Genomic DNA, 24,266 nt, shown 5'->3' with positions numbered 1-24,266 from the left:
CCTAGCCCCGGACGTGGCCCTCGCCCACGTACACGAACTTGGTGGAGGTCAGCTCGGGCAGGCCCATCGGCCCCCGCGCGTGCAGCTTCTGCGTGGAGATGCCGATCTCGGCGCCGAAGCCGAACTCGCCGCCGTCGGTGAAGCGGGTCGAGGCGTTGACCGCCACGGCCGCCGAGTCGACCAGCGCGACGAACCGCTTGGCGGCCGTCTGCGAGTCGGTGACGATCGCGTCGGTGTGGGCGGAGCCGTAGCGGGTGATGTGGGCGACGGCCGCCTCCAGCGAGGGCACCACGGCCGCGGCGATGTCGTAGGAGAGGTACTCGCTGGAGTACTCCTCCTCGGTCACCGGGACCACGCCGTCGCCGCCGAGGGCCATGATCGCCGGGTCGCCGTGGACGGTCACCCCTGCCTCGGCCAGCGCCGCGACGGCCCTGGGCACGAACTCGGCGGCGATCGCCTCGTGGACGAGCAGCGTCTCGGCCGAGTTGCACACCGACACCCGCTGGGCCTTGGAGTTGACCAGGATCTTGAGCGCGCGCTCCTGGTCGGCGGCGGCGTCGACGTACACGTGGCAGACGCCGACGCCCGTCTCGATGACCGGCACCGACGACTCCTCGACCACGCTGTTGATCAGCGACGCGCCGCCGCGCGGGATCAGCACGTCGACGAGCCCGCGCGCCCGCATGAGCTCCTTGACCGAGTCACGGGTCAGGCCGGGCACGAGCTGCACCGCCCCGGCGGGCACGTCGGTGGCCTCCAGGGCCTCCTGCATGATCTTCACCAGCGCGGTGTTCGACGAGTAGGCGCTGGACGAGCCGCGCAGCAGCACCCCGTTGCCGCTCTTCAGGCAGAGCGCGGCGGCGTCGACGGTCACGTTCGGCCGACCCTCGTAGATGATCCCCACGACGCCCAGCGGCACCCGGATCTGCCGCAGCTCCAGGCCGTTGGGCAGCGTGGAGCCGCGGATGACCTCGCCCACCGGGTCGGGCAGCTCGGCGATCTCCCTGACGGCGTCGGCGATCTGCCCGATGCGCGGCACGTCGAGGCGCAGCCGGTCGATCATCGCCTCGGACGTGCCGTCCTGCCGGGCCTTGGCGACGTCGGCGGCGTTGGCCTCGACGATCTCCTCCGCACGCGCGACCAGGGCGTCGGCGATGGCGCGCAGCGCGGCGTCCTTGGCCGCGCGCGGCAGCGGGGCAAGAAGCCGGGCGGCTTCCTTCGCCGCGTTCGCCACCTGCAGGAACTCGCTCATTGACCGCTCCTAGAGAATCACTATGTCGTCACGGTGGATCAGTTCACGCTCGTATTCGGGCCCGAGCGCGCTGGCCAGCTCCCGGGTCGACCGGCCGAGCAGCTCGGGGATCTCGCCGGAGTCGAAGTTGACCAGCCCGCGCCCGACGAGCTCCCCCGTGGGCCCGCAGAGGTCGACCGGGTCGCCGGCGGAGAACTCCCCCTCGACTTTGAGAACACCGGCGGGCAGCAGGGACATCCGCCGTCCGGCCACCGCCTTCACCGCGCCCTCGTCGAGGTGCAGCCGTCCCCGGCCGGTGGCGGCGTGGGCGAGCCAGAGCAGGCGGGTGCCGGGGTGACGGCCGCCCGGGTGGAACACGGTGCCGACGTCGTCTCCGGCGAGCGCGTGGGCGGCGTGGGCGGCGGCGGTGAGCACGACGGGCACCCCCGCGCCGGTGGCGATCTTGGCGGCCTGCACCTTGGTGATCATGCCGCCGGTGCCCACCCGGCCGGAGCTGCCGAGCTCGACGCCTTCGAGGTCTTCCGGGCCGCGTACCTCGGTGATGCGGTTGGCTCCCCCGGGACGCCGCGGGTCGCCGTCGTAGAGGGCGTCGACGTCGGAGAGCAGGATCATCGCGTCGGCGTGGGTCAGGTGGGCGACCAGGGCGGCGAGGCGGTCGTTGTCGCCGAAGCGGATCTCGTCGGTGGCCACGGTGTCGTTCTCGTTGACGACCGGGACGATGCCCAGCTCCAGCAGCCGCGCCAGGGTGCGCTGGGCGTTGCGGTGGTGGGAGCGCCGCATCATGTCGTCGGCGGTCAGCAGGACCTGGCCGACGCGCAGGCCGTAGCGGGCGAAGGAGCTGGTGTAGCGCGCCACCAGCACGCCCTGGCCGACCGAGGCGGCGGCCTGCTGGGTGGCCAGGTCTTTCGGCCGGGCCTTCAGCCCGAGCGGGCCGAGGCCGGCCGCGATGGCGCCGGAGGAGACGAGCACGATCTGGGTCCCGGCCGCGCGGCGGGCCGCCAGCACGTCGACCAGCGCGTCGACACGGTCGACGTCGATCATGCCCTGCGGGGTCGTCAGCGACGACGAGCCCACTTTGACGACGATCCGCCCGGCCGTGCCGATGCGCTCCCGGACCATTTTCGAGGTGCCCCCTAGTCGATGCGGTTGTCGGAGCCTCTGGGGCCGCCGACCCTGGCGCCCATGGTGGGCTGCCAGTCGAAGATGTAGCCGTTCTCCATCGAGCCGATCACGACCTCGGCGCCCGGCTCGGCCCCGGCGGCGACCAGCGCCTCCTCGACGCCCAGCCGTTCGAGGCGGTCGGCCAGGTAGCCCACGGCCTCGTCGTTGGTGAAGTCGGTCTGCCGGATCCAGCGCTCGGGCTTCTCGCCGGTGACCTGGAAGGTGCGCTCGTTGACGCGGCGGACGGAGAACCCGGTCTCGCCGAACTGCTTGGGCCGGATGACCAGCCGCGTCGGCTCCTCGACGGGCTTGTCGGCCCGGTCGCGCTCGACCATCTCGGCCATCGCGAAGGCGAGCGGCTTGAGCCCCTCGTGGGTGGCGGCGGAGATCTCGAACACCTGCAGCCCGCGCTCCTCCAGGGAGGCCTTGACGATGTCGGCCAGGTCGCGCCCGTCGGGCACGTCGACCTTGTTCAGCACGACCATGCGGGGACGGTCCTGCAGCGAGCCGTAGGCCTCCAGTTCGGCCTCGATGACGTCGAAGTCGGTCAGGGGGTCGCGACCGGGCTCCAGGGTGGCGCAGTCGAGGACGTGCACGATCGTCGAGCAGCGCTCGACGTGGCGGAGGAACTCGTGGCCCAGGCCCTTGCCCTCCGACGCCCCCGGGATCAGCCCCGGCACGTCGGCCACGGTGAACACGACGTCTCCGGCCGTGACCACGCCGAGGTTCGGCACGAGCGTCGTGAACGGGTAGTTGGCGATCTTCGGCCGGGCCGCCGACAACGCGGCGATCAGCGACGACTTCCCGGCGTTGGGGAACCCGACCAGCGCCACGTCGGCGACGGTCTTGAGCTCCAGGACGATGTCGCCCTCGTCGCCCGGCTCGCCCAGCAGCGCGAACCCGGGCGCCTTGCGCTTGGCGTTGGCCAGCGCGGCGTTGCCGAGCCCGCCGAACCCGCCCTGCGCGGCGACGTACTGGGTGCCGACGCCGACCAGGTCGACCAGCACCTCACCGGTCCGGGCGTCCTTCACGACGGTCCCGTTGGGGACCTTCAGGACGACGTCCTCCCCGGTGGCGCCGTCGCGGTTGGCGCCCATGCCCTGCTTGCCGTTGGGGGCCTTGCGGTGCGGCCGGTGGTGGTATTCCAGCAGCGTCGAGGTGTTGGCGTCGACCTCCAGGACGACGTCACCGCCCCGCCCGCCGTTGCCGCCGTCGGGGCCGCCGAGCGGCTTGAACTTCTCCCGGTGGACGGACGCGCAGCCGTTCCCGCCGTCTCCCGCCTTGATGTGCAGGAGGACGTGGTCCACGAAATCCGCCACAACAATCCTTTCGGTATTAACGACAACGAGGCGGATCGGATGAAACCGACCCGCCTCGTCCTTTCCGGTGCCTGCGGATCTACTCCGCGACCGGGATGATGCTGACCGCGCGGCGACCGCGCTTACGGCCGAACTGCACGTGACCCGCCGACAGCGCGAACAGCGTGTCGTCGCCGCCACGGCCGACGTTGTCGCCCGGGTGGAAGTGCGTGCCGCGCTGGCGGACGATGATCTCGCCGGCGTTCACGAGCTGGCCACCGAAGCGCTTGACACCGAGCCGCTGAGCGTTCGAGTCACGGCCGTTCCTGGTGGACGAGGCGCCCTTCTTGTGTGCCATGATTCACTACTTCCCGGAGTCGATGCCGGTGACCTTCACCTGGGTGTACCGCTGGCGGTGACCCTGGCGCTTCTTGTAACCGGTCTTGTTCTTGTACTTGAGGATGCGGATCTTGGGGCCCTTGACCTCGCCGAGAACCTCGGCGGTCACCGCAAAACGGGCCAGGGCGGCGGCGTCATGCGTGACATCGCCGTCGTTGACGACGAGGAGAGCCGGAAGCGTCAGCGAAGAACCAACCTCGCCCGCACCCGCGTCCACCTCGATGACGTCTCCGACGGAGACCTTCTGCTGCCTGCCGCCGCAACGAACGATCGCGTACACCGCGGAACCCTTCTTGTCTACTGGATGCTGCGCCCCGACATCCGATCGCTAACAGTGAACCGGCGAACCAGGAGGGGCGCGCGAAGCCAAGCGCGCCACCAGGCGCGCCGATTGACTAGGGTACCGGGTTCCGGCCCCGAGGTCGAACCGAGCGGCCCGCCGGTGGTGAACTAATCCGCTGACCTTGACCGTCGTGACCGGCGCCGGGAGCGCGGCTGGTCGTCGACGGTGTCGGTCACCGTGTCGCGGGAGTCGTGGGCCGCGACGGCGTTGCCGCCGGTCTCGGCCTTCTCCAGCTTCTCGGCCACGGCCTTCTCGATCGCCATCTTGCCCTGCGTGCCGCGCGGCTCGGGCTTCCCGTCGACCGGCTCGGTCGAGATGATCACCCCGCGCCCGTGGCAGCAGTCGCACGGCGTCGAGAACGCCTCCAGCAGCCCCTGGCCCACCCGCTTGCGGGTCATCTGCACCAGACCCAGCGAGGTGACCTCGGCCACCTGGTGCTTGGTGCGGTCGCGCGCCAGGCATTCGAGCAGGCGGCGCAGCACCAGATCGCGGTTGCTCTCCAGCACCATGTCGATGAAGTCGATCACGATGATGCCGCCGACGTCGCGCAGCCGGAGCTGGCGGACGATCTCCTCGGCGGCCTCCAGGTTGTTCCTGGTGACCGTCTCCTCCAGGTTGCCGCCCTGGCCGGTGAACTTGCCGGTGTTGACGTCGACGACGGTCATCGCCTCGGTCCGGTCGATCACCAGCGAGCCGCCCGAGGGCAACCACACCTTGCGCTCCATCGCCTTGGCGATCTGCTCGTCGACCCGGTAGGCGGCGAAGACGTCGACGTCCTCGTCCCACTTGGCGACGCGCTCGGCGAGGTGGGGGGCGACGTAGTCGACGTACTCCTCGACGGTCCGCGCGACCTCCTCACCCTGGACCACCAGGTTGGTGAAGTCTTCGTTGAAGACGTCGCGGACCACGCGGACCGTCATGTCGGGCTCGGCCGACAGCAGCTCCGGCGGGCTCGCCGACTTGGCCTTCTTCTGGATGCTCTCCCACTGGGCCGCCAGCCGGGCGACGTCGCGGGCCAGCTCCTCCTCCGAGGCCCCCTCGGCGGCGGTGCGCACGATCACGCCCGCGTTCTCGGGCATGACCTTGCGCAGGATCTGCTTGAGCCGGGTGCGCTCCTTGTCGGGGAGCTTGCGCGAGATGCCGGTCATCGAGCCGTCGGGCACGTAGACCAGGTATCGGCCCGGGAGGCTGATCTGGGAGGTGAGCCGGGCGCCCTTGTGGCCCATGGGGTCTTTGGTGACCTGCACCAGCACCGACTGGCCCGACTTCAGCGCGGCCTCGATGCGGCGCGGCTGGCCTTCGAGCCCGGCGGTGTCGAAGTTGACCTCACCGGCGTAGAGGACCGCGTTGCGGCCCTTGCCGACGTCGACGAACGCCGCCTCCATCGAGGGCAGCACGTTCTGGACCTTGCCCAGGTAGACGTTGCCCACGTAGGACTGGCTCGCCTCGCGGTCGACGTAGTGCTCGACCAGGACGCCGTCTTCGAGCACCGCGATCTGGGTGCGGCCGCCGTGGCGGCGCACGACCATGACGCGCTCGACCGACTCGCGGCGGGCCAGGAACTCCGACTCGGTGATGATCGGCGGACGGCGGCGGCCCAGCTCGCGCCCCTCACGGCGGCGCTGCTTCTTGGCCTCCAGGCGCGTCGACCCGCGGAAGCCCTGCACCTCGTCGACCGACGACGTGGTGGTGCGGCCGGCCCGCGGCGCCCGGATGCGCACGACGGTGTTGGGCGGATCGTCGGTGACGACCGCGTCGTCCTCGCCGCCCCGGCGGCGCCTGCGGCGACGGCGGCGCGAACCGCCCTCGGAACCCTCGCCCTCGTCGTCGGCGTCCTCGTCGGACTCCTCGGCGGCGGCCTGGGGCTCCTCCTCGGACTCCTGGGCCTCGCCCTCCTCGCGGCCACGCCCGCGGCCACGGCCGCCACGGCGGCGCCGGCGACGGCGCGAGCCGTCGCCCGACTCGTCGTCGCCTTCGTCTTCGGTCTCCTCCTCGGCCTCCTCGGCGGCGACCGGCTCGGGTTCGGGCTGCGGCTGGGCCGGAGGCTGGGGCGCGGGCTGCTGCGGCCGGGCGGGGACCGCGGCGGCGGCGTCGGGCGCCTGGAACAGCGGCTGGAAGACCGCGGCCGGACGCTGGAAGGTGTACGGCTGCGGCTGCTGCTCGGCGGCGTGGAAGCCGAACGGGTCGGCCAGCCGCGACGGCCTGGCGCCCTCGTCGAGGTCTTCGAGATCCTCACCGGCCGGCTCGTCGTCGAGTGGCTCCTCGGTGGGCAGGGTGAACATCATCGCGGCCGCGACCTGCGCCTCTGCCGCGTTCAGCGCACTGGATCGTTCCGTGGCGCCCTCTTCGTCCCTCTTGCGGGTGCGGCGCCGTCTGGTCGGCTGCTCGTCCTCTTCGGAGACCGCCTCCGGCGTCTCCTCGATCTTCTTCCTGCTACGGCTCCGCCGCACGGGCTTGGCCGTCTCGGCGTCGGGCGCGACCTCACCCTGAGCCGCCTCGACGGCGGCCGTGACCTCGGGCGCGGCCGACGCCACGACGACCTCGGACGCCTGGCCGCCGGCGGACGGCGCCCCGGCGGCCTGACCGGCGGCTTCCGGCGCGGCGGCCGGCTGCCCGGCGGGCTCCTGACCGGCGGCTGTCTGGTCGGCGGTGTCCTGAGCCACGGCCTCCTTGGCCGCGCGGCCGCGGGTCGTGCGCTTACGAGCCGGGCGGCTCTCGCTCACCTCGGCCTCGGCGGCGGAAGCGTCGGGCGCGGCGGCCGTCTCGCCGGTCGTGGCCGCGTCGTCGGCGGGCCGGGTCCGGCGCCGGGTGCGCTTGGGCTTCTCGGCGGGCGCGGCGGGCTCGGCGGCTTCGGGCGCCTCAGGGGCCGTCCCGCCGGACTCCGCGGCGGCGGTCCCGGCCGTGCCTCCCGCCGGGGACGCGCCCGCGGTGGGCACGCCGTTGGAGGCCGACGTGCCGGTGGCGGCCTGAGACGCCGCACCGGTCGTCGGCTCGCCCGTGCCGAGGGCGTTGGCCACCGACGCCTGGATGGCGGGCGCCGGGGGGATCTCGTCGGGTTCCGGCGGCGGACCCGCCGGCCGGCTGGCCGACCGTCTGCGGGCAGGCTTCGCCGTTGTCACCGAGGACGTCGTATCTGCAGTTGTCGTATCGCCGACAGTGGGCTCGTTGTCGAGCATGCGGGCGCTCTCCCGTCAGCCCCCGGGCGCGTTTCCGCGCCGCGCGGGGGCTCTTCTCGTCTCTCGCGGTCCGCCCGGCCACCTTCCGGGGCCATGGCGGCAAGTCCTATTGGTCTCCACCAACCCGGTCGGCTTCGAGCGGGTCGGCGGGCTCACCGGTCGACGCGTCAAGGGGCCCCTGCGCCAGCCTGGTCACCGAAGGCGGTGACGGCGGCGCGAAGTCGGCCACGAGACGCAGACCCATGAGCACGTCGTCGGGTCGGACGGCCGGAGTTTCGTGCCGAACAACCATGCGAAGTATGACACACGACTGATTCGGCCCTCCCTCCACGTGATCGTCCTGGTCAGCGGTCAGCGACACCAGCGACGCCACGGCCCCCCGGGCGTCGAAGTTCCGCATCCCCTTCTTGGTCAGGCGTTCGACCGCGACCTCTCCTGCGGTCATGAATTCCTTCACCGCACCCTCGGCCGCCGCCGGATCGGCTCCCGGCAGGCGCACCTCCCACAACGAGCCCTCCAGCCGGTCGGCCAGGCTGCCCGCGCGTGCCTCGACCACGTCGAGCACGTCGAGGCCCGGCGGCAGCGAGGCGTCGAGAGCGGCGCGCAACTCCTGCGGACGGCAGGGGCGGGTCACCGCGATCTCGAGGTATTCGGCCTCGCTGGCCACCCCGGTGGGGGCGGCGCCCGCGTAGGAGATCCTCGGGTGAGGGCTGAACCCCGCGCTGAAGGCCACCGGGATGTCAGCCCGCCGGACCGCCCTTTCGACGGCACGGGAGATGTCGCGGTGACTCGTGAAGCGCAGCCGCCCTCGTTTCGCGTAGCGCACGCGCAGACGCTGCGCCACCGGCGCGGGCGGGGGCCCATCGGGTGCGGGTTTCAGAGGTCCGTGTTCCTTCCAGTCTCGTTTCGTTGGCCTGGGGAAGCCGATTCCCCGGGCCGTCTCCTCAGGATACGACCGTCAGCGGGAGCAACTTGCGGCCCGTGGGGCCGATCTGGATCTCCGTGCCCATGGTCGGGCAGACACCGCAGTCGTAGCAGGGCGTCCAGCGGCAGTCTTCGACCTCGACGTCGTTGACGGCGTCCTGCCAGTCCTGCCAGAGCCACTCGCGGTCGAGGCCGGCGTCGAGGTGGTCCCACGGGAGCACCTCGTGCTCCTCGCGCTCCCGGACGGTGTACCAGTCGACGTCGACCGGCTCCCCGTCGAGCGCCTTGGCGGCGCAGGTCATCCACCGGTCGTACGAGAAGTGCTCGCTCCAGCCGTCGAAACGGCCGCCGTCTTCCCAGACCGCCCGGATGATCTTGCCGACGCGGCGGTCGCCGCGGGACAGCAGGCCCTCCACGATCGACGGTTTGCCGTCGTGGTAGCGCATGCCGATCGCCTTGCCGTACTGCTTGTCGTTGCGCAGGGTGTTGCGGAGCTCGCGCAGCCGCCGGTCGACGGTCTCGTGGTCGGCCTGCGCGGCCCACTGGAACGGGGTGTGCGGCTTGGGCACGAACCCGCCGATCGACACCGTGCAGCGGACGTCGCGCGACCCGGTCGCCTCACGGCCGGCCTGGATGACCTTCCTCGCCAGGTCGGCGATGCCGAGGACGTCGACGTCCTCCTCGGTCGGCAGCCCGCACATGAAGTAGAGCTTCACCTGCCGCCACCCCTGGCTGTAGGCCGTGGTGACGGTGCGGATCAGGTCTTCCTCGCTGACCATCTTGTTGATGACCTTGCGCATCCGCTCGGAGCCGCCTTCGGGGGCGAAGGTGAGCCCGGACCGGCGCCCGTTGCGGGAGAACTCGTTGGCCAGGTCGATGTTGAACGCGTCGACCCGGGTCGACGGCAGCGAGAGCGAGACGTTGCTGCCCTCGTAGCGGTCGGCCAGGCCCTTGGCGACCTCGCCGATCTCCGAGTGGTCGGCGCTCGACAGCGACAGCAGGCCGACCTCGCTGAAGCCGGACTCCCTGATGCCGTTGTCGACCATCGCGCCGATCGTGGTGATCGACCGCTCGCGCACCGGACGGGTGATCATGCCCGCCTGACAGAACCGGCAGCCTCGGGTGCAGCCCCGGAAGATCTCCACGCTGAACCGCTCGTGGACCGTCTCCGCCAGCGGGACCAGCGGCTTCTTCGGGTAGGGCCACTCGTCGAGGTCCATCACGGTGTGCTTGAACACCCGCGAGGGAACCCCCGAACGGTTGGGCACGACCCGCTTGATCCGCCCGTCGGGCAGGTATTCGACGTCGTAGAACCTCGGGACGTAGACCCCGCCGGTCTCGGCCAGCCGCAGCAGCACGCCGTCGCGCCCGCCGGGCTCGCCCTCGGCCTTCCACTCGCGGATGACCTCGGAGATCGCGATGGCGATCTGCTCGCCGTCGCCGAGCACGGCGGCGTCGACGAAGTCGGCGATCGGTTCGGGGTTGAACGCCGCGTGACCCCCGGCCAGCACGATCGGGTCGTCGGGACCCCGATCGGCCGCGCTGAGCGGGATGCCCGCCAGGTCGAGCGCGGTCAGCATGTTGGTGTAGCCGAGCTCCGTCGAGAACGACAGGCCCAGCACGTCGAACGCGCGCACCGGCCGGTGGGCGTCGACGGTGAACTGCGGGACGCCCTCGGCCCGCATCAGCCGCTCCAGGTCGGGCCAGACCGCGTAGGTCCGCTCGGCCAGGGTCTCGGGGAGCTCGTTGAGGATCTCGTAGAGGATCTGGACGCCCTGGTTGGGCAGGCCGACCTCGTAGGCGTCGGGATACATCAGCGCCCAGCGAACCGTGGCCTCGTCCCAGTCCTTGACCGTCGAGTTGAGCTCACCCCCGACGTACTGGATCGGCTTCTGCACCTTGGGCAGCAGGGCTTCCAGGCGGGGAAACAGCGACTCGACAGACATGTGACCCAGGGTATAGGAGCTAGAAGGCGCGCCAGGTCCGGTTGTCGCCCGCCCGGAGCGAGGCCAGCCGGAACCGGAGGGTGCCGAGGGCGTCGCGATCGAGGTGGGCGTTGCGCAGCAGCGCCGTCAGGGTCTGGAGCTCCCGGGTGTCGCGCAGCACCGGATAACCGGCCCAGTGGCGGATGTCGTAGCCGTAGGCCTCGACGAACCCGTCACGCTGCGCCTCGGTGAGACCGAACCTGACCCCGGCCATGGTCGGCGCCAGGTCGATCTCCCGTGGCCCGGCGCTCACCGAGTCCCAATCGCACAGCAGGTGCCCCCCAGGTGTACGGAGCAGGTTTCCCCGGTGCGCGTCACCGTGAACGAGTCCGTACGGCAGGGGGAACTCCAGCCGCTCGTAATAGGCGTCGGAGAGCGCCGAGCACCGTTCGGTCAGCCACTCGCGCTCTTCGGGATCGATCGCGCGGGCGTCCGCGATGGCCCGCCTGATGGTCCCGAACGGGTCGTAGGTCGGCAGGTCGAACGGCACCGGCGGCAGCGCGTGCAGCCGCCGGAGCAGCAGGCCGAGCGGGACGGGGCCGGGAGGCGGGCCGTCCTGCTCCTCGTAGTGCCAGAAGGTCACCAGATAGCCGTCGACCGCGATGGGCTGACGGACCTCGGCGGGCCGGGTGGCCGGGAATCCCTGCGCGGACAACCACCGGGTGACCTTGATGGAGGTCACCAGGCGGTCGTACTTGCCGGGGGTGGTGGCGGTCGCCATGCGTACCACCAGGCCCTCTTCCGGCAGGTGGTAGACGACGTTGGCGAAGCTGCGCAGGAGCCGGGCTCCGGCGGAGCTCAGACCGGCCTCACGGCAGGCCTCGATGAGCGCTGCCGGGATTCCGGCGACGAGGGGGACGGTCACGGGGAGAGCCTCCGCTGGTCGGATGCGGCCAGGGTGTGGGTGAGGCCGACGGAGCAGAACCCCTCGATCTGGCGGGCCATCCGGTCGGACACCAGCGACCGGCTGGCCGCGAGAGTGGCGCCCAGACTGTCGATGCGGCGGTCGGGAGGCAGTTCGAGCAGCGGGGCCACGGCCTGCTCGGCGCCCTCCTGGTCGTCCTCCATGACGTAGGCGATCGCCATATGGGCGCGGGCCATGGCCTCGCACCCGTAGGAGCGGTTCTCCCGCTCGTCGGTGGAATAAAGGGCGATCGACTCGGCCGCCTCCCGGATCGCCCGGGAGGCGTCGCCCAGGTGGAGATGGGTGACGGCGGCGTAGTAGTGCTGTTTGGCCGGCCGGAAGGCGAACTCCCCGGCGATCTCGTCGTGGAGCTCGTCGCGGCCGCCCCGGGAGCGCGCCTCCTCGGCCCGCAGCAGGGCCTCCCGCGCCTCCTCGGTACGGCCCAGCATCGCCGCCGACCGGGCCCGGAGCATGTAGAGCCTGGCCCCGCCCGACCCCGAGTTCAGATGGGTGAGCGCGTCTCCGGCGTACCGGAAGCTGTCTTCGTAACGCCGGTCCCACAGGGCCACCGACGCCTGCATCCCGCGTGACCATCCCATCAGGGACGTATGCCCCGCGATGCGGCCGTAAGTCCACGCCGCGCGGGCCAGGGTGTCGGCGGGCAGCCGGCGGCCCATGTCCATGCTGGCGTTGGCCATCAGGCCGCAGAGGGCGCCGGTGAGGAAATAGAGGTCCTGCGCCTGCCCGGGGTGGATGCGCCGGTCGAGGGCCTTGCGGGTCTGCTCCTGCAACACGCGCATCTCGACGAACAGCGGTAGGGGCGACTCCCAGACGTACCGCCGGCCCACCCACACCACCTGCGTGCGTAACCGTTCCAGCGCGCCCGCGCCGAGCTCGCTGTTCTCGACCTCCTCGGCGTGCTCGCTGACCTCCCGCGCGGCGTCCTCGACCGGGTCGGCGGCACCGGCCGCGGCGTGCGCCCGGCGGGCCTCCTCGGGCGTGTAGTCGCGGGCGAAGCCGAGCTGCACCGGCCCGGTCTCGAACAGCCGGCACAGCAGGTCGGTGTACTCGCGGTCGGGCCGCGCCCCGGCCTCCCATTCCCGCCAGGAACGTTCGGACAGGCCGCGCCGCTTGATGCCGGCCCGGTCGCACATGCCGTGGAACCGTTCGATCGCCTCTTCGACGGTCCAGCCGTTGGCCAGCCGCATGCACTTCAGGCGCGAGGTCTGCGGGGAACCGGCGTGGATCTCCTCCGCGATCTGGTGGATGATCGCCGTCGAGGGCGGTTCCCCCAGGGCCGCGAGGGTGCGGTCACGGATCGCCGACGCGAACTGGATGGCGGAACGGTCGGCGCCGCGGGCGGAGTAGGTCATGCTCTCTCCAGGTGGGGACACGTCCACGCTAGCGTCGCGATCGTCACGAAACGGTCACCGCGCAGCCTGCGAGCCGCTCTCACGGCCCGTCCGGAAAGGGCCCACCTCACCGCCGCTCCGGACCTGGGCCATGAACAACTGCCCGCAGAGGCTGCCGGGCGTGTCGGCGAACCACACCATCGGTGGGTTGCCGGCCGCCGCGGCGGCCCACCGGCCGTTGCCGTAAACGATCCGGTAATCGGGAAAGGCCTTGCGGAGCAGGTCCAACGCGCGCATTCGCTCACGCGCCTCGTCGTCCGGGGTCACGCTTCCTCCGTCTGCGGAGTCACCGCCTATTCAAGGTTCGTTCCCAGAGTGTTCGCCGAACGGTAGCGGCACCAGTGAGAGCCCGCCGCACCTTCATGCGGACCACTCTCAGGTACGCCGCCCGCTGTGGATGGCCTGGAGCATCCCCACGCTGATCATGTTGGCCAACGTGGCGGTGCCTCCGTAGGAGACGAACGGAAGCGGCAGTCCCGTGATCGGCATGATGCCGATCGTCATCCCGACGTTGATGAACGTCTGGAACGCGAACCAGCAGACGATCGCCGCCGCGACCAGCGCGCCGAACCGGTCGTCGCACTGCCGCGCGATCGTTATGCCCCGGACGAGCACCACGCCCAGCAGGGCGACCACCGTGATCGCGCCGAGGAAGCCGAACTCCTCGCCGGCGACGGTGAAGATGAAGTCGGTGTGCTGCTCGGGCACGAACCGGCCGGTGGTCTGCCCGCCCTCGAACAGCCCCTTGCCGTAGATCTCGCCCGAGCCGATCGCGATCAGCGCCTGGGTGGCGTTGTAGCCGAAGCCGCGCGGGTCGCTGGCCGGGTTCATGAACGCGGTGAACCGGGCCACCTGGTAGGGCTGCAGCAGCCCCATGAACCACACCAGACCCGCCGCCACCACGGCGACGACCAGCACGAGGGCGATCCACCGCTTGCGGATCCCCGAGAAGACCAGCACGCTCCCGGTGATCACCGTCAGCACCATCGTGGTGCCGAGGTCGGGCTGGAGCATGACCAGCCCCATCGTCAGCGCCGCCGCCAGGAGCGACAGCCCCACGTCGAGCGGCCGGGGCCGGTCGGTGCCCTCGGCGGGCTCCGACAGCAGCATCGCCAGCAGCAGGATCAACGCCGGCTTGGCCAGCTCCGAGGGCTGCATCGCGAATCCGCCGCCGAGCATGATCCACGAATGGGAGCCGTTGACGGTCGACCCGACCGGCGTGATCACCAGCGCCAGCAGGGCCAGCCCGGCCGCGTAGGCGACCGGCGCGTAGGCCCGCAGCCGCCGGTGGTCGACCATCGAGACCAGACCGCACAACACGGCGCCGACGCACAGGATGAGCAGGTGCTTCTTCAGCATGCCGGTCGGCTCGACCGCCGTCCAGGTGCGCGTGGACGACCACACCAGCAGGGTGCTGATCGTGGACAGCGCGGCCACGGCGACGAACAGGACGCCGTCCATGCGCCAGACGGCGGCGTCGGTCCCGATGGCCCGGCTGGCCAGCGACCGCTTGCGGATCCGGGTGATCGGCGCGGACATCAGCGCTTCACCGTCCCGTCGGGGCCGATGACCGGCAGGCGATCGGCCGGGCGGCCGGCGGGCAGGGCCGCGGGCTGCTTGTTCAGGCCGTAGATGCCCTCGTAGATCTGGCGTACGGCCGGGGCGGCGGCCGAACCGCCCATGCCGCCCTGGGAGACCATGACGACCACCACGAACCTCGGGTTGCTGGTGGGCGCGAACGAGGCGAACCAGGAGGTGTCCTGCTTGCCGTAGACCTCGGCCGTACCGGTCTTGCCGCCGATGCGGACCACGTCCATCGGGAAGCCGCCGAAGGCGCCCGCGGCCGTACCGTCGGAGGCGACCTCGCTGAGGGCGCCCCTGATGTAGTCGCGGGTCTTCTTGTCGATCGGCAGCCTGCCGATCACGGGCGACTCGATGATCTTGGACGAGCTGCCGTCGGGGCGCATCAGCGCCCAGCCGATGCGCGGGCTGCGCAGCTTGCCGTCGCCGACCAGCGCGGCATAGGCGTTGGCGAGTTGCAACGGGGTGACCAGCACGTCGCCCTGGCCGATCGAGAAGTTGGCGGCGTCACCGGGACGCCACTGGAAACCCTCCAGGCAGTTCTCGTAGGCGAGCTGCTTGAGGAAGGCGGCGCGGGAGGCGTCCTTGACCTCGGGATAGCCGGTCTTGGCCCGGTTGCAGTTGGTCTTGCGGGTGGCCGCCCACAACTCCTTCTTCCAGAAGCGGTCGGGGATCCGGCCCGGCGACTCGCCGACCAGGTCGACGCCGGTCAGCTTGCCGAAGCCGTAGGCGCGCGCCATCGCGGCCATCGGGTCTTTGGCCGTCGCCTTGGGCTGCATGCCGCCGTCGCGCTGCCACATCTCGTAGGCCGCCCGGTAGAAGATGGTGTCGCACGACTTCACCAGCGCGGTGTGCAGGTTCATCGGCCCGAGGCCGATGCCCCGGAAGTTGTTGAACGCCCGCGCGCCGACCATGTAGGAGCCGGGGCAGTCGTAGGTGCCGTTGAGCGGGTAGCCGTCGGCGACCATCGCCGACACCGAACTGACCTTGAACGTCGAACCGGGCGCGAAGGTGCCCTTGATCGCCCGGGACACCAGCGGCTTGCCCGCCTTCTCCGACAACAACGTCTGGTATTCGGTCTCGGAGATGCCGCCCGTCCACACCCGGGGGTCGTAGGTGGGCACGCTGCCCATCGCGATCACCCGGCTGTTGCGCGCGTCGAGCACGACCCCGGCGGCGCCGTCGGCCTGGGGCGCCTTCTTCATCGCGTCGGCCAGCGCCTTCTCGACGATCGACTGGACGCGTGCGTCGATGCTGGTGATCAGGGTGTCGCCGGCCACCGGCGCGACCTGCTGCTCGACGCCGATCGCCTTGCCCATCCGGTCGACCTGGACCCGGCGCAGGCCGGGGATGCCGCGCAACTGGTGGTCGTAGACGGCCTCGAGACCGTCGCGCCCCACGAGGTCGACACCCGAGAAGCTGGTCTTCAGGCCCTGCCGCTTCTCCAGCTCCTCCTGGGTGACCGGCTGCAGGTAGCCGAGCACCTGGGACGCGTCGGACCCGCCCGGGTAGTCGCGCAGCGCCTGCACCTCGGCGGTCACCCCGGGGAACTCCTCCTGACGCTCCAGGATGGTCAGCGCCTCGCGCTGGGTGACCCGGTCGTCGACCGGGATCGGCTGGTAGGGCGACCCCGTCCAGCACGGACGGCTGACGCCCGGCCCGCACGACCGCAGGCGCTCCCGCAGCTTGGCCACCGGAGTGCCCAGCACGGCGGAGAGCTTCTCCAGCACCTCCTGCCCGCCGCGCGGCATACGCTCAAGCTGGGTGCGGTCGACCGACACCACGAGCCGGGTCAGGTTCCGCACCAGCGGCCGCCCGGTCGAGTCGAGGATCTGACCACGCAGCGCGGGCACCATGACCGCGCGGGTGCGCGTCTCGGTCGCCTTCGCCACGTATTGCTGCCCCCGCACGACCTGCACCTGGTAGAGGCGCACGCCGAGGACCACGAGCAGCGCCAGCACCGTCAGGTGGAGGACCACGAAACGGGTCCGCATCCGCGTCATGCCCGCCTCCAACCCGGCACCGCGGCCGCCGTCGCCTTCTCGGGCCGGGGCCCGTACACCTTCAGGAGCGCCCACACCACGACGGGCGCGGCCAGCAGATTGACCAGCGCCGCCATGGGCCACACCGCCTCGAACGTCCGCACATCGATTCCCGGATCACCCAGCAGGCCGCTCACCGCCAGCGCGAACGCCGGCGCTCCGGCCGCACAGGCCGCGACGGTGAGCAGCGGCCAGCGTTCGCCCCACCGCCCCGCCGCGAAGCCGACCAGGCACAACACCAGCGCGTGCTGGCCCAGGGCGTGGTCGGCGGGCGGCAGCAGATCGGCCCCCAGGCCGGCGAAGAAGCCGATGGTCGCCCCGGCGACCGGCCCCCGGATCGCGCCCAGCGCGATCACCAGCAGCAGCACGAAGTCGGGCACGACCGACAACGGCAGCCGGTTGACCACGGTCACCTGCAGCACGAGAGCGGTGAGCACGAGCAGCGTGGTGAGCACGATCCGGGGCATTCAGATCACGCCGCCTCGTCGTCCGATATGGACGTCTCGCCCTCGCGCCCGCGAACGGGCTCGGCGGGGCCGCGGTTCTCCTGATCGGGTGTGCGCGCGTTTCCCGGAGCGGTGTTCCCAGGAGCGGTGTTCTCCGGGCTCACGTTCTCCGGGCTCACGTTCTCCGGAGATGTGTTCTCACCCCGGGTGTTCTGCGGCGCCGCGTTCCCCGGACCGGCGGGGGCCTGGTTCGCCGGGCCGGTCTCCGGGTCGACGGTGCCGGGCCGCGCGATCTGCGGCGGCGCCTGCAGGCCGGGCAGCGCCGTGGTGGCCGGTTTCGGCTTAGGCTTCGGCTTGGCCGCGGGCTGGGGCGCCGGCGGCAGCAGCGCGTCACGCGGATCGCGCTTCGGCCCCTCGACCACCACGCCGACGACGTCGATGGAGCTCAGGTCGGCGAACGGCTTCGCGTAGGCGGTGCGGGTGAGCTCACCCGGCGTCGCCTCGACCTTCTCGATCACGCCGATCGGCACACCGGCCACATAGGGCACGCCCTGCTGCGAGCCGAAGCTCACCAGGCGGGTGCCGACCGAGATCGGCAGGGTCGAGTCGAGCAGCCGGAACATGATCCGGCGGCCCGAGTTGCCGTTGGCGCCCAGGCCGCTGATCACCCCGAGTTCGCCGCTGTTCTCGATCCGGGCCCCGGTCGAGGAGGCCGGGTCGCACAGCAGCACCACGGTCGCGGTCGAGGCGGTCGCGCGCACCACCCGCCCGACGAGCCCCTGCCCGTTGAGCACGGTCATGTCGGGTTTGATCCCGTCGGCGGTGCCGGCGTCGATCTCCACGGCGTCTTCGAAGCCGGGCGACGCGCGGCGCGCCACGACCTGCGCCGGCACGATCTTGTAACCGCCCAGGCCGGACAGGCCGAGCATGGCCTGTAGTTCGGCCGACCGGCGCTTGTCGATCCGCTGCGAGGACAGTTCGCCCTCCAGCTTGGAGTTCTGCGCCTTCAGATTGGTGATCTGCTCTCGCGACCCCTGCGCGCCGGCGAGTGCGCCGACGAAGCCGCCGATCGGCTCGGTCACCGTGGAGACCCCACGCTCGACCGCGCCGAACGCCGAGGTGACGATCGTGCGCAGCGGCCCGAACACGGGCATGTTCTCGCTCCGGTGGTCCACCGTGATCAGGACCAGGGCCACGGCCAGCAGCAGGCCGAGGAACAGACGGGAGCGACGGCTGTCTTTCATCGTTCTCAGTTCCTCGCCTCGGGCACGAGCACCTGCTGCAGGGCGTCGAAGTCCTCCACGCAGCGGCCGGAGCCGAGCGCGACCGAGTCGAGCGCGTTGTCTACCAGGTGGACGGGCATGCCGGTTTCCTCACGCAGCAGGGCGTCCATGCCCTTGAGCAGGCCGCCGCCGCCGGTCAGGGCGAGGCCGCGGTCCATGAGGTCGCCGGACAGTTCGGGCGGGCACTTGTCGAGGGTCGACTTCACCGCGTCGACGATGGAGCTGACCTGCTCGGCGATCGCCTCGCGGATCTCCCTCGCCGACACGACCACGGTCTTCGGCAGGCCGCTGACCAGGTCACGGCCGCGGATCTCGGCCTGCGGCTCCTCGGCCGACGCGCACGCCGAGCCGATGGCGATCTTCACTTCCTCGGCGGTGCGCTCGCCCAGCATGAGCGAGTGCTCCTTCTTCGCGTACGTGATGATCGCCTGGTCGAGCTCGTCGCCGCCGACCCTGATCGACTGGCTGGTGACGATGCCGCCCATCGAGATGATCGCCACCTCGGTGGTGCCGCCGCCGATGTCGACGACCATGTTGCCGGTCGGCTCGTGGACGGGCAGGCCCGCCCCGATGGCCGCCGCCATGGGCTCCTCGACGATGTAGACGCGCCGGGCGCCGGCCTGGTAGCCGGCCTCCTTGACGGCGCGTTGCTCGACGCCGGTGATGCCGCTCGGCACCGCGACGATGATGCGCGGCTTGGCGAAGTGCCGCCGTTTGTGCACGCGCTGGATGAAGTATCGGAGCATGCGCTCCGTCACGTCGAAGTCGGCGATGACGCCGTCTTTGAGTGGTCGCACCGCGACGATGTTGCCTGGCGTACGGCCGATCATCCGTTTCGCCTCGATGCCGACCGCGACAATGCGGCCGGTCGAGGTGTTGATCGCCACGACGGACGGCTCGTTGAGCACGATGCCGCGCCCCCGCACGTAGACCAGGGTGTTGGCGGTGCCGAGATCGACCGCCATGTCGCGGCCCAGGAAAGCAAAGTGGCTGCCCATAGGGAAGGAGGCCTTCCTTCAGGTGGTTAGCGGGAGTAACGCATCGCACTCGAATCGTAACGGGTCGTACCCAACGCCGAGCACACCGACCCCACCCCATTTGCATAAATCCGCTGGTCACGGGCTTTCAGGCGGCGAAAACGCAAGAAAGCCCCGGCGTGGCCGGGGCTTTCAGGAGGGTTCCTCAGAACCGGTCGGGGAAGAAAATCTTGATCTCCCGCGCGGCGGACTCAGGGGAGTCGGAGCCGTGGACCACGTTCTCGCCGATCTCCAGGGCGTGGTCGCCGCGGATGGTGCCGGGGGCCGACTTCACCGGGTCGGTGAGCCCGGCCAGGCCGCGGAAGGCCTCGATGGCGCGCGGGCCCTCGACGACCAGGGCGACCAGCGGGGCGGAGGTGATGAAGTCGACCAGCTCGCCGAAGAACGGCCGCTCGGAGTGCTCCGCGTAGTGGGTCTTCGCGGTGTCGGCGTCGAGCTGACGCAGCTCCATGGCCGCGATGGTCAGGCCCTTGCGCTCGATGCGGGCGATGACGTCGCCGATGAGGCCGCGGCGGACACCGTCCGGCTTGATGAGGACGAGCGTGCGCTCGGACACGGGATCACTCCTTTGTGAAGGCTTCGTGGGAATCCGAGGGAAGCTTACCGGTCGGATTCGTCACCCTCGGCAATCACTTCGGGCGACGGCGTCGGCGCGGGAACGACCACCTTGGGCTCCTCGGCGGCGGCCACCCGGTTGCCCCGGCGGGCCGACAACGCCGACAGCCCGAGCACGAGCACCACGCCGAACCCGCCGACCAGCGCCCACACGTGCAGTGCCTCGACGAACCCGTCGACCATGCCCTGGTAGGTCGCCATGCCGGACGGCGCCGCCGATCGCAGCCAGGTCACCTGGATGCCCGTACCGAGCAGGAATCCGGCCAGCATGGCCGGGAAGAGTAGCGTGAGCCCGAACAGCGCCGCCACGGGCCCGGCCAGCCGCAGCGCGCTCACCAGCGCCACCGCCGCGCCGGCGGCCATCAGCGTGAACGGCACCGCCAGCGGCAGCCCGTCGACCGTGGGCACCAGCAACCGGATCGCGCACAGGCCCACGACCAGCACCACCAGCCCGGCCCCCACGAGCTTGGCGCTCTTCTCCTCGGGCGCCCGCCCGGCGACCCCGGCGGCCCCGAGCGCGCCGATCACCGCCACCACGAGCGGCCAGGCCATCGCGTCGAGCCCGGGGCCCCCGAGCCACGGCATCTCGACATAGGTCACCTGGGCCGCCGTCGGCAACACGACCAGCCCGACGGCCACACAGGTGAAGCCGAGGGTGCGCGCCCCCTGCGTGGCCGCCGAGACCGCCAGCCCGAGCATCGCCACGAGCGCCAGCCCGGCCACCGCGACGACCAGGCCCGAAGGCCAGTCATAGGTGGTGCCGACCGCGAGCACCGCGATCCCGGCCGAGGGGACCGCCGCCATCAGCAGCCGGGATCGTTCCGCCGACCCGGGCGGCGTGGAGATCAGCAGCCGGTCGGTGGCCGCCGCCGTGGTCTCCCAGGCGAGCCGCCAGAGCACCAGATAGACCGCGGCCAGGCTGAGCGCCACCCCCGTCAGCAGCGGGAACGGCTGGAGCGTCACGGCCCACGACCGCACGTTGTCGATCGGCCAGAGCGCCAGCGCCTGCGCGGTGACCAGCGAGATCGCCAGCATCCCGGCCCACAGGGCGAGCAGCCCGCGCCGGGCCCGGCGCTCCCCGGCCGCGACCAGCGTCGCCGGGATCAGCAGCCCGGCCCCGACGCCGTGCACCACCCGCAGCACGCCCACCAGGGCCGGCCCGTCGGCATAACCCCCGCCGGCGTCGGCGGCGGCCAGCATCGCCAGCCCCAGGACCAGGACGGGCGCCGCCTTGAACCGCCGCACCGCGACCGCCGCCAGCGGGACCGTCAGGAGCATCACCGGCAGCGCCAGGCCGTGGGCCCGCATCATGTCGATCTGGGAGACACCAGGCGGCAGCAGCGCCGCCACCTGGGAGATCGTATTGGGAATCGACACGATGGCCAGCGGCAGGGCGACGGCGATCAGCATTCCGACGACGGCGTCGGTCACGACGGGCCGCCGGGCCAGACGCACGACGTCTACCGCGAGCGCCCGGACCCGCTGGGGCACGGCTGGCTGAAATGAGGGGACGGCCATGGCGACCGACTTTAGCGCTTCGTCGCCCCTTCGACACGGCGAGCGACGATAATCGCGGTCACCCACAGCGCCCCGAAGATCACCCCGAGGAAGAACATGGTCGTCACCATGAACCCCGAGGCGATCGCGAGCACCTGGACGACGCTGCCCAGGACGTATCCGACCGGTTTCCTGAGCAGCCCGGCGGCGACGACGCAGAGGACGGCGAGCCCGCAGCCGACCCCGACGGCGATCGGCGGATCGACCTTGCCGACCACGATCGCGACGGGGGTCATCAGCGCGACGACGATCGCCTCCATGCCGAGCACCGAAGCGCCCAGCCGCCGCATTCCCGGCGTCACATCGAAGTTCATCATCCGGCCTTCAGCAGAATTCGGGCATCACCGGCGGTCACCACCGACCCGGTGATGAGCACACCGGAACCATACTCGTCACCCTCGTCGGCCAGCCCGACGGCCACGTCGATGGCGTCGTCGAGCCGGGCCGACTCGTGCACGCGGTCGGGCCCGAACACGCCCCTGGCCCGGTCGGCCAGGTCGTCGACCTCCATCGAGCGCGGCGAGGAGTTCCGGGTGACCACGACCTCCTCGACGACGGGCTCCAGGAGCTCCAGCATCGTCTCGACGTCCTTGTCGGCCATGACGGCCAGCACCGCGATCAACCGGGTGAATCCGAACGACTCCCCGATCGCGTCGACCGTCGCCTCCATGCCCCCGGGGTTGTGCGAGGCGTCGACGAGCACCGTCGGCCCGCGCCGCACCACCTCCAGCCGCCCCGGGCTGGTGACCTGGGCGAACGCCTGCCTGATCAGCTCCTCGCCGAGCGGCTCGGCCGCCGTGGAGAGCGCCTCGACGGCCGCCAGCGCGGTCGCGGCGTTCCCGGCCTGGTGGCCGCCGTAGAGCGGCAGCAGCACCTCTTCATAGGTGGCGTTCAACCCGCGCAGATGCAGCAGTTGGCCGCCCATCGCGAGCTCGCGCCCGAGCACCCCGAACTCGATGCCCTCCCGCGCCACCGTGGCCCCGACCTCGGCGGCCCGCCGCACGATCACCTCGGCCGCCGGAAGCTGTTGCTGGGCGAGGATCACGGTCGAACCGGGCTTGATGATCCCGGCCTTCTCCCCCGCGATCGTCTCGACGTCGGGCCCCAGATATTCGGTGTGATCCAGCGAGACCGGCGTGATCACCGCCACCGTGCCGTCGGCGACGTTCGTCGCGTCCCAGGTGCCGCCCATGCCCGTCTCGACGACCGCGACGTCGACCGGCGCGTCGGCGAAGGCCGCGAACGCCATCGCGGTGAGCACCTCGAAGAAGCTCAGCCGCCCGAACTTCTCGTCGACGATGCCGAAGTAGGGCTCCAGCTCCTCGTAGACCTCGACGAAGCGCTCCTCGGAGATCGGCTCCCCGTCGATCGAGATCCGGTCGCGCATGCTGGCGAACTCGGGCGAGGTGTATCGCCCCACCCGCAGATTCCGCTCCCTGAGCAGCGCCTCCACCATCCGTGCCGTGCTCGACTTCCCGTTGGTGCCGGCGATGTGAATGATCGGGTAGGCCGCCTGCGGGTTCCCCAGCAGATCGACGAGTGCCGCCATCCGGTCGAGCGTCGGATCGATGTCCCATTCGACACCGCGGGCACGGATCGCGGCCTCAACTGCGTGGATCGTCACCCGCCCAGCTTAGGGCCGTTCCCTAAGCTGTCGGGAATGAGCTCCGACGAGGCCTTCTTCAGGGAATGGACCACCCGCACCCCCGGCTCGCGCCGGGACCTGCCCCGCGCCCGGCGCCTCGCCGAGGCCGTGGGCGCGGTGGCCGCCGTACCGGTGCTGACCGTCGTGGGCAGCAAGGGCAAGGGCACCACGGCGACGTACGCCTCGGCCTACCTGGCCTCGACCGGCGCCCGCGTGGTGACGGTGACCAGCCCGGGACTCCGCACCAACCGCGACCGCATCCGCGTCGACGGCGCCTCGATCTCCGCGGACGCCCTGGCCGCGCTGGGCACCCGCCTGGCCTCCGTCCCCCTGCCGCCTTCCGACGGCTACCTCTCCCCCGCCGGCCTGTTCACCCTCGCCGGCGTCCTCCACGCGCGGGACGTCGGGGCCGACTACATCGTCCTGGAAGCGGGCATGGGCGGCGCCTCCGACGAGGTGTCGCTGTTCCCCGCCGAGGTGGTGGCCGTCACCGAGATCTTCGCCGAACACGTCGGCGTTCTCGGGGACACCGTGGCCGAGATAGCCCGGGAGAAGGCCGGCGTCATCACGCCGGAGACGAAATGGGCCGTGACCCTCCCCCAGTCCCCCGAGGTCCGGGCCGAGCTGAAGGCACGGGCCGGACACCGCCTCCGCGAGATCACCCCCGAGGCGACCCCCTGGACCAGCAACGCCCTCCTGGGCCGATCCGCCGCCGCCCACCTGACCGACGCGAAACCGACCCCTGTGCCGGTACGCCTCCCGGCCCGCTTCTCCCACCACGACATCGGGAGAACCCGTCTGATCATCGACTCCCCCATCACCGGCGCCGGCGTGAAGATGTCGGTCGACCGCGCTGTGGCCGAATGGGGAGGCGTCGACCGCGTCCTCCTGTGCCTCCCGGACCACAAGGACCTGGACGGGGCCGTTCACGCCCTGCGGAGCCTGCCCGTGACCTTCGTGCGGCTCCCGGACACCCACCTGAACTTCACCCGGGCCCTGCCGCCCGACTGGGACGTCACCACCATCGGCACGGTGGACGCCCAATACATCGAAGCGCTCGGAGAGCACGTCCTGGCCCTCGGCACGGTCTATTTCACCGGCCATCTGCTGGACAACCTCGACATCCCGACCGACCGCCTGTTCTGAAACGCGAAAAGCCCGGCCGAATGGCCGGGCTCTCCCTGAAACGACGAAAGCCCGACCATT

Annotated in this window: 21 protein-coding genes; 1 reads left to right on the top strand and 20 read right to left on the bottom strand. The window is 71.3% G+C overall.

Annotated features, from left to right (window positions below; all coding sequences use genetic code 11):
- Window position 1: 1 nt before the first annotated feature.
- The 20 genes from AW273_RS35435 to AW273_RS35340 form a co-directional block, all read right to left on the bottom strand.
- On the bottom strand, window positions 2-1,252 hold the full coding sequence (locus AW273_RS35435) for a glutamate-5-semialdehyde dehydrogenase (RefSeq protein ID WP_062358081.1): 1,251 nt from the start codon (window positions 1,250-1,252) through the stop codon (window positions 2-4).
- 9 nt (window positions 1,253-1,261) lie between these two features.
- Window positions 1,262-2,371 (bottom strand): glutamate 5-kinase, encoded by a 1,110-nt coding sequence (gene proB / locus AW273_RS35430; RefSeq protein ID WP_198168525.1) that lies wholly within the window; start codon window positions 2,369-2,371, stop codon window positions 1,262-1,264.
- 14 nt (window positions 2,372-2,385) lie between these two features.
- Entirely contained in the window at window positions 2,386-3,732 is a 1,347-nt protein-coding gene (gene obgE / locus AW273_RS35425; RefSeq protein WP_062358079.1) for a GTPase ObgE, read from the bottom strand.
- Window positions 3,733-3,811: 79 nt separating this feature from the next.
- Window positions 3,812-4,069, bottom strand: a complete 258-nt coding sequence (gene rpmA / locus AW273_RS35420) for a 50S ribosomal protein L27 (RefSeq protein WP_030454820.1) — start codon at window positions 4,067-4,069, stop codon at window positions 3,812-3,814.
- A 6-nt stretch (window positions 4,070-4,075) separates the two neighbouring features.
- On the bottom strand, window positions 4,076-4,390 hold the full coding sequence (rplU, locus tag AW273_RS35415; RefSeq protein WP_030454821.1) for a 50S ribosomal protein L21: 315 nt from the start codon (window positions 4,388-4,390) through the stop codon (window positions 4,076-4,078).
- 170 nt (window positions 4,391-4,560) lie between these two features.
- The gene (locus AW273_RS35410; RefSeq protein WP_439648652.1) at window positions 4,561-7,572 is read right to left on the bottom strand and encodes an Rne/Rng family ribonuclease; all 3,012 of its coding nucleotides are present in this window, start codon (window positions 7,570-7,572) and stop codon (window positions 4,561-4,563) included.
- A gap of 163 nt (window positions 7,573-7,735) precedes the next feature.
- Window positions 7,736-8,455 (bottom strand): TIGR03936 family radical SAM-associated protein, encoded by a 720-nt coding sequence (locus AW273_RS35405; protein ID WP_232327746.1) that lies wholly within the window; start codon window positions 8,453-8,455, stop codon window positions 7,736-7,738.
- Window positions 8,456-8,573: 118 nt separating this feature from the next.
- Window positions 8,574-10,499 (bottom strand): TIGR03960 family B12-binding radical SAM protein, encoded by a 1,926-nt coding sequence (locus AW273_RS35400; protein ID WP_062358072.1) that lies wholly within the window; start codon window positions 10,497-10,499, stop codon window positions 8,574-8,576.
- 19 nt (window positions 10,500-10,518) lie between these two features.
- Window positions 10,519-11,403, bottom strand: coding sequence for a phosphotransferase family protein (locus AW273_RS37700; RefSeq protein WP_062358070.1), 885 nt, complete (start codon window positions 11,401-11,403; stop codon window positions 10,519-10,521).
- The gene (locus AW273_RS37695; protein WP_062358068.1) at window positions 11,400-12,815 is read right to left on the bottom strand and encodes an NsdA family TPR-like regulatory protein; all 1,416 of its coding nucleotides are present in this window, start codon (window positions 12,813-12,815) and stop codon (window positions 11,400-11,402) included. The genes AW273_RS37700 and AW273_RS37695 overlap by 4 nt, the downstream gene beginning before the upstream one ends.
- 54 nt (window positions 12,816-12,869) lie before the next feature.
- The gene (locus AW273_RS35385; RefSeq protein WP_062335186.1) at window positions 12,870-13,121 is read right to left on the bottom strand and encodes a hypothetical protein; all 252 of its coding nucleotides are present in this window, start codon (window positions 13,119-13,121) and stop codon (window positions 12,870-12,872) included.
- A gap of 108 nt (window positions 13,122-13,229) precedes the next feature.
- Entirely contained in the window at window positions 13,230-14,393 is a 1,164-nt protein-coding gene (gene rodA, locus AW273_RS35380; RefSeq protein WP_062358066.1) for a rod shape-determining protein RodA, read from the bottom strand.
- Complete coding sequence (mrdA, locus tag AW273_RS35375) at window positions 14,393-16,438, bottom strand: penicillin-binding protein 2 (RefSeq protein ID WP_062358064.1); 2,046 nt, start codon at window positions 16,436-16,438, stop codon at window positions 14,393-14,395. The genes rodA and mrdA overlap by 1 nt, the downstream gene beginning before the upstream one ends.
- Window positions 16,435-16,944 carry a rod shape-determining protein MreD gene (gene mreD / locus AW273_RS35370; protein ID WP_062358062.1) on the bottom strand — a complete coding sequence of 170 codons (510 nt, stop codon included), beginning with the start codon at window positions 16,942-16,944 and terminating at the stop codon, window positions 16,435-16,437. The genes mrdA and mreD overlap by 4 nt, the downstream gene beginning before the upstream one ends.
- A gap of 5 nt (window positions 16,945-16,949) precedes the next feature.
- Entirely contained in the window at window positions 16,950-18,167 is a 1,218-nt protein-coding gene (gene mreC, locus AW273_RS35365) for a rod shape-determining protein MreC (RefSeq protein ID WP_063910216.1), read from the bottom strand.
- Between the two features lie 5 nt (window positions 18,168-18,172).
- Window positions 18,173-19,204 carry a rod shape-determining protein gene (locus AW273_RS35360; protein ID WP_030454832.1) on the bottom strand — a complete coding sequence of 344 codons (1,032 nt, stop codon included), beginning with the start codon at window positions 19,202-19,204 and terminating at the stop codon, window positions 18,173-18,175.
- Window positions 19,205-19,388: 184 nt separating this feature from the next.
- The gene (gene ndk, locus AW273_RS35355; protein ID WP_062335193.1) at window positions 19,389-19,799 is read right to left on the bottom strand and encodes a nucleoside-diphosphate kinase; all 411 of its coding nucleotides are present in this window, start codon (window positions 19,797-19,799) and stop codon (window positions 19,389-19,391) included.
- A 44-nt stretch (window positions 19,800-19,843) separates the two neighbouring features.
- The gene (locus tag AW273_RS35350; RefSeq protein WP_062358059.1) at window positions 19,844-21,313 is read right to left on the bottom strand and encodes a hypothetical protein; all 1,470 of its coding nucleotides are present in this window, start codon (window positions 21,311-21,313) and stop codon (window positions 19,844-19,846) included.
- A 74-nt stretch (window positions 21,314-21,387) separates the two neighbouring features.
- Window positions 21,388-21,732: a DUF4233 domain-containing protein gene (locus tag AW273_RS35345; protein WP_083950304.1), complete on the bottom strand. Its 345-nt coding sequence runs from the start codon at window positions 21,730-21,732 to the stop codon at window positions 21,388-21,390.
- Window positions 21,729-23,039, bottom strand: a complete 1,311-nt coding sequence (locus AW273_RS35340) for a bifunctional folylpolyglutamate synthase/dihydrofolate synthase (RefSeq protein ID WP_062358057.1) — start codon at window positions 23,037-23,039, stop codon at window positions 21,729-21,731. The genes AW273_RS35345 and AW273_RS35340 overlap by 4 nt, the downstream gene beginning before the upstream one ends.
- Before the next feature lie 36 nt (window positions 23,040-23,075).
- On the opposite strand from AW273_RS35340, the gene AW273_RS35335 reads away from it, so the two are divergent.
- Complete coding sequence (locus AW273_RS35335; protein WP_062358055.1) at window positions 23,076-24,206, top strand: folylpolyglutamate synthase family protein; 1,131 nt, start codon at window positions 23,076-23,078, stop codon at window positions 24,204-24,206.
- Window positions 24,207-24,266: the final 60 nt, after the last annotated feature.

Source organism: Herbidospora yilanensis (genome assembly GCF_001570565.1).
Taxonomy (GTDB): Bacteria; Actinomycetota; Actinomycetes; order Streptosporangiales; family Streptosporangiaceae; genus Herbidospora; species Herbidospora yilanensis.
Note: the sequence above shows the minus strand (reverse complement) of the source record. Positions and strands in the feature narration are given on the sequence as shown.

Excerpts from the sequence above, each read along its gene's own strand:
- rpmA (WP_030454820.1), bottom strand. The coding sequence starts at position 4,069 with ATGGCACACAAGAAGGGCGCCTCGTCCACCAGGAACGGCCGTGACTCG.
- AW273_RS35400 (WP_062358072.1), bottom strand. The coding sequence starts at position 10,499 with ATGTCTGTCGAGTCGCTGTTTCCCCGCCTGGAAGCCCTGCTGCCCAAG.
- rodA (WP_062358066.1), bottom strand. The coding sequence starts at position 14,393 with ATGTCCGCGCCGATCACCCGGATCCGCAAGCGGTCGCTGGCCAGCCGG.
- mreD (WP_062358062.1), bottom strand. The coding sequence starts at position 16,944 with ATGCCCCGGATCGTGCTCACCACGCTGCTCGTGCTCACCGCTCTCGTG.
- AW273_RS35345 (WP_083950304.1), bottom strand. The coding sequence starts at position 21,732 with ATGATGAACTTCGATGTGACGCCGGGAATGCGGCGGCTGGGCGCTTCG.
- AW273_RS37695 (WP_062358068.1), bottom strand. The coding sequence starts at position 12,815 with ATGACCTACTCCGCCCGCGGCGCCGACCGTTCCGCCATCCAGTTCGCG.
- mrdA (WP_062358064.1), bottom strand. The coding sequence starts at position 16,438 with ATGACGCGGATGCGGACCCGTTTCGTGGTCCTCCACCTGACGGTGCTG.
- proB (WP_198168525.1), bottom strand. The coding sequence starts at position 2,371 with ATGGTCCGGGAGCGCATCGGCACGGCCGGGCGGATCGTCGTCAAAGTG.
- AW273_RS35335 (WP_062358055.1), top strand. The coding sequence starts at position 23,076 with ATGAGCTCCGACGAGGCCTTCTTCAGGGAATGGACCACCCGCACCCCC.
- AW273_RS35360 (WP_030454832.1), bottom strand. The coding sequence starts at position 19,204 with ATGGGCAGCCACTTTGCTTTCCTGGGCCGCGACATGGCGGTCGATCTC.
- mreC (WP_063910216.1), bottom strand. The coding sequence starts at position 18,167 with ATGAAAGACAGCCGTCGCTCCCGTCTGTTCCTCGGCCTGCTGCTGGCC.
- AW273_RS35435 (WP_062358081.1), bottom strand. The coding sequence starts at position 1,252 with ATGAGCGAGTTCCTGCAGGTGGCGAACGCGGCGAAGGAAGCCGCCCGG.